The sequence below is a fragment of the Mycoplasma sp. 1199 genome, from assembly GCF_034863365.1.
Taxonomy (GTDB): Bacteria; Bacillota_I; Bacilli_A; order Mycoplasmatales; family Metamycoplasmataceae; genus Mycoplasmopsis.
This window is the reverse complement of record NZ_JAYFFA010000003.1, coordinates 108,560-120,632: the sequence shown is the minus strand read 5'-3', so window position 1 is coordinate 120,632 and position 12,073 is coordinate 108,560. Positions and strand designations below refer to the sequence as shown.

Genomic DNA, 12,073 nt, shown 5'->3' with positions numbered 1-12,073 from the left:
AATAACTATTCAGTTTTCAAAGAATATTTGACACCTTTAATGGTGTTTTTTTATTAACTCAAACTATGAAAAAAAATATTTTGTTATATAATACCAATATATTTTAAAAAAGGGGCGAGCACATTGGGTAATTTAATCTATAAAACAAAAAATAGATTAAGAGCATTCTTCACAAATAAGGATTTAACGAAGAAGGCTATTTTTACTTTACTCATGTTGGCTATCTATATTTTAGGAACGACTATAACATTACCATTTGTAAAGATTAAAAATGAAGACGCAATTAGTAGTAACTCTTTTTTAAATACATTAAACTTAATTGGTGGTGGAGGACTTAGACAGTTCTCGCTATTTGCTTTAGGTATTAGTCCATTTATTAATGCTTCTCTTATAATGATGATTTTACAATCAAAAATATTCCCTCCAATTTATAAATTAAGTCAGAGTGGGCCGCAAGGTAGAAGAAAAATAAATATTATTACTAGATTGTTAACAATTGTTATTGCTTATCCACAAGCTGTTTTCTTAATTAAAACACTTGGTAATGGAAATAGTCAATTCATTGAGTTGGATGGATACGGAATTGTATCAAAAGAATTTTTAACATTCTTTATGATCCCGATGGTTTTAACTTCTGCTTCATTATTTGCTTTATTTATTTCAGAACAAATCACAAATAAAGGAATCGGAAATGGAACAAGTTTAATTATTTTCACAGGTATTGCTGCTAGATTACCATTCCAATTTAAAGAAGCATTCTTACATTACATAGGTGTTGATTTATCTGGTTCAAGTGGCGCACTTGTTGGTATAGTCAACTTCTTTACATATATACTTGTTTACTTACTTGTTTTAATGATTATAGCTATTGTTTATGTAGCAGAAAGACATGTACCTATTCAACAAATAGGAGCAGGTAGATCTAAATCTAAAAAAGACATTGGTTATTTACCTATTAAACTAAATCCAGCTGGAATTATGCCTATTATCTTTGCTATGATGGTTTTATCATTCCCAACAATGATTGCAAACATACTACCAGATGATAATGCATCAAAACAATGAATTAACCAAAATATGCAATTTACTCAACCAATTGGATTTACATTACTTATAGTTATTATTTTTGCTTTCTCATTAGTTATGGGTATTCAACAATCAAAAGTTGATAAGATAGCTGAAGATTTTGCTAAAAATTCAACATTTATTCCAGGTGTAAGACCAGGAGAAGAAACACAAGATTACTTAATTGGGATTGTATTTAGATTAAGTGTATTTTCATCATTCTATTTATTAGCATTAGGAAGTATGCAATTTATTGAAATTATGGCAGGCATTTTACCTAGTGTAATTTCGTTTGGTGGTACAGGACTTATGATTTTAGTAAGTGTTGCACTTGAAACAGTAGGGCAATTACAAGCAAGAATTAAATCAAATAATTTATCAAAAGCAAAAAGAGAGTCAATTAAAAATATTGAAAGCAACTCAGCAGAAAACGTAGAAGGTTTATTATGATAAATAAAATAAATAAAAATGTGATTTTTATGGGACAACCAGGAGCAGGAAAAGGTACTGTTGCTTCTTTGTTGTCAAAAACAAGCAATTTAATTCATTTATCAACAGGTAACATTTTTAGAAACGAAATAGCACAAAAAACTGAACTTGGTCTTAAAGTTCAAAACATTGTGACAACAGGTGGATATGTACCTGATGAAATCACAAATAAAATTGTTGAAAATGCAATCTTAAAATTAAAAGAAAATAACGAATTTTTTATCCTAGATGGTTTTCCTAGAACTAAAGCCCAAGCCGAGTTCTTAAATTCACTTAAAGACTTTGAATTTGTAGTTATTGAGCTTCAAGTAAATAATGAAGAAATCATTAAGCGTTTAAGTGGTAGAAGAACATGTGTAAATTGTGGTGCTGGTTACCATGTAGACTTCCAACCACCTAAAGCAGAAGGTGTTTGTGATGTTTGTTCTAATCAAATTGTTCAACGTGCAGACGACACACCTGAACGTATTGAACACAGATTAAAAATCTATGAAGAACAAACAAAACCATTAATTGACTACTACAAATCACTTGATGAATTAAGAGTTGTAGATGCTTCAGCTACACCTGAAGAAGTTGCAAAACAGGTACTTGAAATTTTGCAAAAAAGTGATAAAATAAATAAACTTTAAAATATCTAACATATATGTTAGATTATTTTATTTTTTACAGAGAAAGGTGATCTAATTATGTCTTGAGTAAAAACAGAAGAAGAAATTCAAAAGATTACCAAATCTTGTCAAATCTTGGCAGAAGTCAAGCAAATAGTTTGAGACTTTGTAAGACCAGGGGTTTCTTTAAAAGATATTGATCAATTGGCTTTTAAAGAAATAATCAAACGTGGAGCCAAACCTGCATTTAAAGGTTATCAAGGTTTTCCAAGTACAGCATGTATATCAGTTAATGAACAATTGATCCATGGAATACCTACAGATCGTATCGTAGAAGAAGGTGACATTGTTAGTGTTGACTTAGGATGCATCTGAGAAGGTTTTTATAGTGATAGTGCCTTCACTAAACCGGTCGGAAAAGTTTCGCCTCTAGATCAGAAACTTATTGATGTAGCTAAAGGAGCTTTTCAAGCTGGATTAAAAGCGATTAAAAAAGGTGCTAGAACAGGTGATATATCTTATGCAATAGGTGAATATATCCATAAGCACGGTTTATTTACACCAAGAGACTTTTGTGGTCATGGAATCGGAAGAAGATTACATGAAGATCCTAATATTTTCAATGAAGGTAAAAAAGGAACTGGTCCATTACTTAAAGATGGTATGGTAATTTGTATTGAGCCAATGATTGCCCAAACTAATAAATTTATTCAACTTAGAGATGGGTGAACAATAGTTAGCGCCAATAATACAAGAACAGCTCATTATGAACACACTGTACTCATCAAAAATGGAAAAGGAATCGTGTTAACGAAAGGAATCTAATTGGCAAAAGATGCTATTAAAATAAAAGGTGTTGTCAAAGAAGTTTTTACAATTGATGATTATTTAGTAGAACTTGAAAATGGCATCACAATTAAAGCTCATATTTCTGGAAAGATGAGAATTAACCACATTCGTATCTTACCAGGTGATTCAGTTGATGTCGAAGTAAGTCCTTATGATACAACACAAGGACGTATTACTTACAGACACAAGTAATAAGGAGAACTAATGAAAGTTAGAGCAAGTGTTAAAAAAATGTGTAAAGACTGTAAAATCATTAAACGTAGAGGAATTATCCGTGTTATTTGTGTTCAACCAAAACACAAACAAAGACAAGGGTAATCATTAGAAAGGATTTTAAATGGCTAGAATTTTAAACGTCGAAATCCCAAACAATAAACGTGTTGTTATTTCATTAACATACATTTATGGAATTGGAAGAACATTAGCAAAAGAAATTTGTAAAGTAGCAAACATTAGCGAAGATGCTCGTGTAAAAGATTTATCAGAAGAAGAATTATCAAGAATTCGTGAAGCAGCTAAAGTTTACACAACAGAAGGTGACTTACGTAGAGAAGTTTCATTAAACATCAAACGTTTAATGGAAATCAAATGCTACCGTGGAATGAGACACCGTAAAGGATTACCAGTTCGTGGACAAAGTACTCAAAAGAATGCTCGTACACGTAAGGGTCCAAGAAAAACTGTAGCAGGAAAGAAAGGTAAATAATAATGGCTCGTAAAACTAAGAAAAAGAACATTACAAGTGGTGTAGCACACATCCACTCAACAAACCAAAACACAATTGTTACTTTTGCTGATGAAAACGGGAATGTTATTGCTTGAAGTTCAGCAGGAGCAATTGGATACAAAGGTACTAAAAAGAAAACTCCATATGCTGCCGGTTTAGCTGCGCAAGCTGCTGCTGAAGCTGCTAAAGAACACGGAATCAAAACAGTTAAAGTTGAATTAAAAGGTCTTGGAGCTGGAAAAGATGCTGCTAGAAAACAAATCGAAGTTAGCGGTATTACAGTAACAGAAATCAAAGATGTTACACCAGTTCCACACAACGGAACAAGACCACCAAAACGTATCTTAAAACGTGAACGTATGAAAAAATAATTCAAAAGAGGTAAACAATGGAAAAAATGAAAAAATTGGTTTACTTAGATAAACCTGTAATCCACAAAAGAGATGATGTTGCTGAAACAACTTTTGTATTAAGAGGTCTTGAAAGAGGTTTTGGTAATACATTAGCTGTTCCTTTAAGAAGAACATTATTATCAACAATTTCATCATTAGCACCATTTGCAGTTAAAATCGAAGGTGTTGATCATGAATTCCAAACAATCAAAGATGTTACAGAAGATGTTATTACTTTATTAATGAATTTACGTAAAGTTCGTTTTGCTTACAACCCTAACATTGTTAAAGACAATGAAATTGTAAAAGTTACATTACAATCGGAAGCTCCTGGAGAAGTTACTTCAAGATCACTTAAAGTAGTTTCACACCCAGGTGTTCAAGTTATTGATACAAACATTAAGTTAGCTACAGTTATGAATGCTAAGGCTCTTAATGTTGAAATTTACTTACGTTCAGGACGTGGATTTGTTTCTTTTGATGAAAACAAAGCTTACATTTCTAAACGTAAAAAAGATGATTTAGCTCCAATGAGTGACATTAAAAAAGGTGAATTTATCGCAGTTGATTCAAACTTCTCACCAATCAAAAAAGTTTACTACAACATCAAAGAAATGAACTCAGCTTCAAACAGAATTGAAGAAGAACTTGAGTTTAACATTGAAACAGATGGAACAGTAGATGCAAAAGATGCTCTTAGACAAGCAGCTGACATTTTAATTGGTCTTCTTGAAGTAATCGGAGATACAGATAAAATGAAAGTTGATATCTTTGAGGAAATCGTTGAAAAACCAGAAGAAAAACAAGAAGATGATATCGATATTTCACAAATGAACTTATCAGTTCGTTCAGCTAATGCACTTAGAAAAATTAAGAAAACTAAATTATCACAAATTAGAGAACTTACAGTTTCACAATTAGAGCAAACAAAAAACTTAGGTAGAAAATCAATTCAAGAAATCATTGATAAAGTTAAAGATTACGGTTTTGAATTAAGAGAAGGAGATGAGTAATATGGCAAACCCAACACAAATCTATTCACGTGACACTAAATGAAGAAACGGTGTGATGCGTTCACTTGTTAGTGAATTATACGTAAACGGGAGAATTGTTACAACTTTAACAAGAGCAAAAGAATTAAGAAGACACGCTGAAAAAATGATTCAAAAAGCTAAAAACCCTACATTAGCAAACAGACGTGCTGTTGCAGGTTTCTTACGTCCAATTAAAACTAAAGATGGTAAAGCTGTATTATCATACTTATTTGATGATATTGCACCAAAATACTCACAAAGAAACGGTGGATACACAAGGATTATTAAATTACCTCGTCGTCAAGGTGATTCAACACGTATGGCAATTATTGAATTAGTTTAATCTTTACTTTTTAATAATAAATATGAGTTTTATATATAGATATCAGTTTACATTCAAACTGATATTTTTTTATTTAACACTAAATAACTTAGTTATATACAATTACATAAAACTAAACTATTGGTATAATATAACAAACTAAAAAGGATACTATGCTTTTACACTCAATATTTTGAAAAATTAAACATAAAAAGCACCAATACACAGTGCTTTTAATAGATACTTATTCACCTTCTCAAAGATTCTGAATAAACAAATTAATGCTCAATAAAAACATCATAATCAACTACTTATCATTTGAAAACTCAAATGATAAACATGATGTTTTTGTCTCATTTGACCAAATCCAAAAAGTTAAGCAAAACTACATACAATCTAGATTAAAAAAACAACCTAATTTAGATTTAAATCAACTTGACCTTGAGTTTGATTCAAACACTAGAAACATCATTGGTATGCACATTGCTAAAACACAAAAATATGACGTTGTTGTGGGTGGATATAACACAACTTCAAAATCATTTTATCGTAGTGCTCTAAGGGTTTTAGATAAAACAACAACCACAATTTCATCAGCAATGGTGCTTAATAAAAAATCACAAACTTATGTAGTTTCTGATCCTTCTTTTATTATTGAACCAACTGAAGAACAATTAGTTGATATAACTAAAAATGCTATGGACTTTAGCAAAAAAGTTCTTGATAAACCAACTGGTGCATTTATGTCCTTTTCAACAAATGGTTCAAACTCAAGTGCACAAGCTTTAAAAATGTCAAATGCAGCAAAATTGTTTTCAGAAAAATATCCACATGAAAATGTGTATGCAAGTGAAGTTCAAGTTGATGCAGCGTTAAATAACAAAATAAGAGAGAAAAAAGATTTATTTAATTACCAAGATGCTAATGTATTTGTGTTTCCTGATTTAAATTCAGCTAATATATCTTACAAATTTATTCAGCAGTTAGGTAAATTCAATGCGTATGGTCCTTTTGTTTTAGGATTTAATCAAACCGTTGCAGACTTATCAAGGGGAGCAACGACAAAAGATATAATAGGAACAATTCTTATTTCGATTTTAAACACAAACAAGGAGTAATAATGAATAAAAAAGTTTTAGTAATCAATGCAGGAAGTAGCTCAATTAAATTAAGTTTATTTGATAAAGAATCATTAGAATTAATCGCTAGTGGTATTGCTGAAAGAATTACATTACCTGAGGGAGCTATTTCAATTAAATTCAATGGTCAAAAATTTGAAAAAACAGTAGCAATGCCAAATCACGAAGTTGCTGTTAACAAATTATATGAATTAATGGAAGAAATTAACTTAATCCACCAACCAGAAGAAATTGAGTACATTGGATTTAGAATTGTTCAAGGTGGTACATACTTTAACAATACAGCAAAAATCACAGATGAAGTAATTAACATTGTAGATAAAGTTTCAATTTATGCACCATTACACAACCCAGGAGCAGTGCAATCAATTTACGGATTTAGAAAAGTTTTCCCACACGCTAAATTATCAGGTGACTTTGATACAGCATTCCATACAACAATTAACAAAGTAAATAGCTCATATGCACTACCGAAAGAATTAGTAGAAAAATACGAAATCAAAAGATATGGTGCTCACGGAATTTCACACCAATACATTACAGAAAAACTTGCTCAAATCTTAGACAAAGAAACTGTAACATTTGTTAATATGCACTTAGGAAACGGCGGTTCATTATGTGCTGTTAAAGATTCAAAATCATTTGACACATCAATGGGGCTGACACCATTAGCTGGAATAATGATGGGAACAAGAAGTGGTGACATTGACCCTTCAATTCATCAATTTGTTATGAACGAATCAGGTTTAGACATCAATCAATTCACAGATATTTTAAATAAACAAAGTGGTCTTTTAGGTGTTTCTACAATTTCTTCAGATATGAGAGATATTTGTGCTGCAGCAAACAAAGGAAATGTAGATGCACAATTTGCACTTGAACTTTACTCACAAAAAATTGCTGACTATGTAGCAGTTTATGCAAACAAAATTGGTGGTAAACCAGATGCGCTTGTTTTCACAGCTGGAATTGGAGAAAACACACCTATTATTAGACAAATGATTGCAGACAAATTATTCTTCAAAAACATTAAATTAAATTCAGAAGTTAACTATGGACCAATTGGTGAATTCGCTTTAATTTCTGCACCTGATTCAGAAGTTCCAGTTTATGTAATTAGAACAAATGAAGAATTAGTTATTGCAAGAAATGCAATTAAAATTTATGAACAAAACTAAAATAGCTTTATTTCCTGGATCATTCGATCCATTTCATAAAGGTCACGAATCAATAGTGCAAAAAGCTACCGAGCTTTTTGACAAACTTTATGTTGTTGTAACTTACAATCCTGATAAAGATAATATTGAAAGAATTGAAGAAAATTTTGAAGCAATTAAAAATAAATATCAAGAAAACGATAAAGTGGTTGTCTTAAAAAACTACTTTGATTTAACAGCTGATTTAGCTCATCAATTAAATGTAAAATGACTTGTACGTAGTGCTAGAAATCAAACTGACTTTAATTATGAACTCAAATTAGCTACAGCAAATAATGCTTTAAATAATAGTCTTGAAACAATCATAATAATGCCTGATTATGAAAACTCAAATATTTCTTCAACTCAAATCAGACAACAACATAAAGAACAAATAGAAAAAGCAAAACAAAACAAAAAAGGAATTTAGGACAATGTTTAAATTTATTAAATCATCTACAAACAGGGCAAATTGATACGAACATCCAAATTATGAAGTCGCTTTTTGAGGTCGCTCAAACGTTGGAAAAAGTTCATTAATCAATGCAATTGTTGAAAATAAGAAATTAGCAAAAACATCTAAGACACCAGGTCGTACACAATTAATTAACTATTTTGAAAATGAATTTGGAGCAGTTTTAGTTGACTTACCAGGTTATGGTTACGCAAAAATTTCGCAAACTCAAAAAGATAAAATGATGAAGATGATTTATGAATATTTGATAGAAAGAGAAAACCTTAGATGTGTTTACTTACTAATTGATTCTAGACACGGAATTACTAATACAGATGTTCCTGAATTAAATTTTTTAATATCAAATAATATAAACTTTAAGTTAGTTTTCACAAAAACTGACAAACTTAAACAAAAAGACAAAAACCAACTATTAAATCACATTAAAAGCTTACGTAATGAACTTCGAAACTTTGAGTATTTCTTAGTTTCTTCAGAAAAAAAAGTCGGAATTGAGCAACTTAGTGATGATTTAACACAAACTCTTTCAGGAGATGAAAATGAAATTGACTAAACAAACATTAAAACCATTATTACTTTTAGGTGGTTCAGTTGTTGTTCTTGGTGGAATAGCAGCTACATCAGCATTATTGGTTAAACAATCAAAGAAAAAAACTAATATAGATTATGCAGATTTTAATCTAAATGTTACCGGTTCATTAACTAAAGATAAACATTTAGCTTCTGAATATGTAACAAATCCATTAGTTCCTATTAGTGGAACAAGATGAGATAATTCAGCTTGAATTAAAGAACTTACAGCTGCTAAAATCCAAACTGAAAGTGATAAAAATCAAGTTGATAATATTAAATCATTTGAATTAACAGCAAGCAATGGAATGGTATTTAATGCGATTGCTCAAGAAGCTAGAGATCAAGGTTATAGAATTGAATTTGTTTCATATGCAAACGATTTAACAGGTACATTATTGCTTAAAATGTTAGTTAAAGATAAAAATGCAAATACAGTTAAAACTCACATTTTTGAATTAACTGGTTTTGCAACATTGTCTACTAAAAATCCATATGCTAATTTAACGATTGCTACATTAACTGCTGATACTGAAAAATTATTTAGAGAATTCAAATCTTCAGACGCGTTAAAAACACACTTTGAAGTCTTAGAGCAAGATAAAAAAGTTGAATTTATTAAAAATCATTTCTCAACAAAAGAATCATCTAAATTGACTAATTTTAATTGAAGCAGTCTGCAAGTTGCATTTGAGGACAAAATAATGAAATTAAGTCTTTCATACAACTTAAATGTATTAGCTGCTACAAAAGAAAATTTAAGTTCACAATCAGTGTTTAATTTAGAAGAGAATAATAAAGTTGATGCTAATGTTGATTTATCATTCTTAGATGCTGTTAGACCGACAATTGAAAATTATTCATTAGTTTCAACAGGTTCATTAGATAAATCAACTCATTTAGCTTCAGAATTTGCTAGTTCTCCAATTCTTCAAATCGGTGATACAAATTGAAACAAAGATAAATGATTAGCAGAACTTAAAACTCAAAATGCAATGACTTCAGAACAAGCTGCTAAAACTGACACAGGTAAATCATTTACATTTGTTTATAATGATGATGCAACAACTGAAAATATCTTCTACACTATGTCAAACATCGAATTTACATCATATGCAAATGATGAAACAGGAACTTTATATTTACAATTTAAGAAACTAAATAGTGAAAATGAAGCTACAGAACAATATGTTTATGAGTTAACAGGATTTGCAACAGTTGCTGCAGATAATAAATATTCAACATTAATTACTAAATCACTTACATTAAGTGAAGAAAAATTAAAAACTAACTACTCATCTATTCAAGCATTAAACGATTATGTAACTACTTTAAATGAAGAAACTAAACCTGAATTTATCAAAGCTAACTTTGATTTACAAGTCAATGATTTAGTTGCAATTGATTGAGCACAATCAACAATTACAATGACAGATAACACATTAAATGTTCATTTAGTATTCAATCAAAACGTTTTAAAAGCTACAAAAGATGATTTAACTGCTAAATCTGTATTTCCATTAACAAGTGATAATACAATTGAACTTAGTCAAGATGTTTCATTTTTAAATCAACAAGCTTAATAAATTATTTGTGTACACAATGTTCTAACAATTAGCGCATTGTGTTTTTTTATTCCTTGTGCATAGGAATAAAAATATAGAACTAATTACAAACTACCATAAGGTAAAACTTGAAAAATGTTGTAAAATATGTTTATATTTTAAATATATATTTAATTACTAGGAGCAATATGAAAATTACTGATAAAAGAACTAAATTAGTTGCTACAATTGGCCCATCAAGTGATAACTATGTTATGTTATTATCATTAGTTCAAAATGGTGTAACAACAATTAGAGCAAACTTTAGCCACGGTTCACACGAAGAACAATTAAATAAATTTACATTAGGAAAAAGAGTTTCACAAGAATTAAAAGTTCCAGTTTCTCTTATGTTAGATACTAAAGGACCTGAAATTCGTATTGGAAAAATGAAAGATGGAGCTCAAGTTGTGCAATCAGGTACAGAAATGATCATCTACACAACACAAGATAAATATCTTTCGCACGAAGGTACATCAACAGAAATTACAGTTGCATATGATATGGCACAAGACTTATCTGTTGGAAACCAAGTTTTAATTGATGATGGTAAATTATCAACAGTAGTTACAGAAGTTGGAAATGGCTACGTAAAAGTTAAAGCTGAAAACACACACAAATTAAAAACAAACAAACGTGTTAACTTACCAGGTGTAGACTTCTCATTACCATTCTTAGCTGAAAAAGACATCAACGACGTTAAATTCGGAATTAAAAGTGGAATTAACTATGTTGCTGCTTCATTCGTTAACTCAGCTAAAAACGTTAAAGAATTAAGAAAATTATTAGATGACAACGGTGGAAAACACATTCAAATCTTCTCAAAAATTGAATCACACTTAGGATGTGTAAACATTGATGAAATTATTGAAGCATCAGATGGTATTATGGTTGCTCGTGGAGACTTAGGATTAGAAATTCCTTACTACGATGTTCCATACTATGAAAAAATGTTCATTAGAAAATGTCGTGAAGCTGGTAAACCAGTTATCGTTGCAACACAAATGTTAGACTCAATGGAAAACTCACCACACCCAACACGTGCTGAAGTTACAGACGTTTACTACGCAGTTGAATTAGGAGCTGACTCAACAATGCTTTCAGGAGAAAGTGCAAACGGTTCATTCCCATTAGAGGCTGTTAAAACAATGTCAGCTATTTCAAGAAGAGCAGAAAAAGAATTCTACTCAAGAAACTACTACGAAATTCAATTAGAAAAAGTTTGAAAAAATTCAGATCAATCAAACAAACGTTCACAAATTGCTTACTCAATAGCTCAAAAAGCACAAGAAGGAAAATACAAATATGTTGTTGTTTTATCAAGAACAGGAGCTTTATTAAAAGAAGTTGCTAAATTCAGACCTAACTCAACAGTTATTGGTATTGTAAATGATCCATTATTAATCAATGCATTCGGTTCATATTCATCAGTATGAAACTCAGTTGATTCAGAATCATTATTCCCACTTGTAAAACAAGATCACGAAAATGCTGTTTCAGCATTAGAACCATACGGAATTCAACAAGGAGACGCTTTCTTAGTTGTTGAAAACGATCAAATTACAGAACACGTTGTTAAGTAATTTGCATTAAGTAATTA

Annotated in this window: 15 protein-coding genes; all 15 read left to right on the top strand. The window is 30.3% G+C overall.

Annotated elements, in window-relative coordinates; all coding sequences use genetic code 4:
• Positions 1 to 123: 123 nt before the first annotated feature.
• Entirely contained in the window at positions 124 to 1,518 is a 1,395-nt protein-coding gene (gene secY / locus VBM89_RS02495) for a preprotein translocase subunit SecY (RefSeq protein WP_323188684.1), read from the top strand.
• The gene (locus VBM89_RS02490) at positions 1,512 to 2,186 is read left to right on the top strand and encodes a nucleoside monophosphate kinase (RefSeq protein ID WP_323188683.1); all 675 of its coding nucleotides are present in this window, start codon (positions 1,512 to 1,514) and stop codon (positions 2,184 to 2,186) included. The genes secY and VBM89_RS02490 overlap by 7 nt, the downstream gene beginning before the upstream one ends.
• A gap of 57 nt (positions 2,187 to 2,243) precedes the next feature.
• Complete coding sequence (map, locus tag VBM89_RS02485; RefSeq protein ID WP_323188682.1) at positions 2,244 to 2,990, top strand: type I methionyl aminopeptidase; 747 nt, start codon at positions 2,244 to 2,246, stop codon at positions 2,988 to 2,990.
• Positions 2,991 to 3,206, top strand: a complete 216-nt coding sequence (infA, locus tag VBM89_RS02480; RefSeq protein WP_323188681.1) for a translation initiation factor IF-1 — start codon at positions 2,991 to 2,993, stop codon at positions 3,204 to 3,206.
• Between the two features lie 12 nt (positions 3,207 to 3,218).
• Entirely contained in the window at positions 3,219 to 3,332 is a 114-nt protein-coding gene (gene rpmJ, locus VBM89_RS02475; protein ID WP_257089263.1) for a 50S ribosomal protein L36, read from the top strand.
• Between the two features lie 19 nt (positions 3,333 to 3,351).
• Positions 3,352 to 3,720: a 30S ribosomal protein S13 gene (gene rpsM / locus VBM89_RS02470; protein WP_257089265.1), complete on the top strand. Its 369-nt coding sequence runs from the start codon at positions 3,352 to 3,354 to the stop codon at positions 3,718 to 3,720.
• Positions 3,721 to 3,722: 2 nt separating this feature from the next.
• Complete coding sequence (gene rpsK / locus VBM89_RS02465; protein ID WP_257089267.1) at positions 3,723 to 4,112, top strand: 30S ribosomal protein S11; 390 nt, start codon at positions 3,723 to 3,725, stop codon at positions 4,110 to 4,112.
• Positions 4,113 to 4,129: 17 nt separating this feature from the next.
• Positions 4,130 to 5,146: a DNA-directed RNA polymerase subunit alpha gene (locus VBM89_RS02460; protein WP_323188680.1), complete on the top strand. Its 1,017-nt coding sequence runs from the start codon at positions 4,130 to 4,132 to the stop codon at positions 5,144 to 5,146.
• On the top strand, positions 5,139 to 5,510 hold the full coding sequence (gene rplQ, locus VBM89_RS02455; RefSeq protein WP_323176688.1) for a 50S ribosomal protein L17: 372 nt from the start codon (positions 5,139 to 5,141) through the stop codon (positions 5,508 to 5,510). The genes VBM89_RS02460 and rplQ overlap by 8 nt, the downstream gene beginning before the upstream one ends.
• 152 nt (positions 5,511 to 5,662) lie before the next feature.
• A complete protein-coding gene (locus tag VBM89_RS02450) occupies positions 5,663 to 6,607 on the top strand; it encodes a phosphate acyltransferase (protein WP_323188679.1) in 945 nt (314 codons plus the stop codon).
• 2 nt (positions 6,608 to 6,609) lie between these two features.
• Positions 6,610 to 7,806 carry an acetate/propionate family kinase gene (locus tag VBM89_RS02445; protein ID WP_323188678.1) on the top strand — a complete coding sequence of 399 codons (1,197 nt, stop codon included), beginning with the start codon at positions 6,610 to 6,612 and terminating at the stop codon, positions 7,804 to 7,806.
• The gene (gene coaD / locus VBM89_RS02440; RefSeq protein ID WP_323188677.1) at positions 7,793 to 8,254 is read left to right on the top strand and encodes a pantetheine-phosphate adenylyltransferase; all 462 of its coding nucleotides are present in this window, start codon (positions 7,793 to 7,795) and stop codon (positions 8,252 to 8,254) included. Before VBM89_RS02445 ends, coaD begins: the two co-directional genes overlap by 14 nt.
• A 4-nt stretch (positions 8,255 to 8,258) precedes the next feature.
• On the top strand, positions 8,259 to 8,852 hold the full coding sequence (gene yihA / locus VBM89_RS02435; RefSeq protein WP_323188676.1) for a ribosome biogenesis GTP-binding protein YihA/YsxC: 594 nt from the start codon (positions 8,259 to 8,261) through the stop codon (positions 8,850 to 8,852).
• Complete coding sequence (locus tag VBM89_RS02430) at positions 8,839 to 10,452, top strand: MAG1430 family protein (RefSeq protein WP_323188675.1); 1,614 nt, start codon at positions 8,839 to 8,841, stop codon at positions 10,450 to 10,452. Before yihA ends, VBM89_RS02430 begins: the two co-directional genes overlap by 14 nt.
• Positions 10,453 to 10,622: 170 nt before the next feature.
• On the top strand, positions 10,623 to 12,056 hold the full coding sequence (gene pyk, locus VBM89_RS02425) for a pyruvate kinase (RefSeq protein WP_323188674.1): 1,434 nt from the start codon (positions 10,623 to 10,625) through the stop codon (positions 12,054 to 12,056).
• The last annotated feature ends 17 nt before the right edge of the window (positions 12,057 to 12,073 follow it).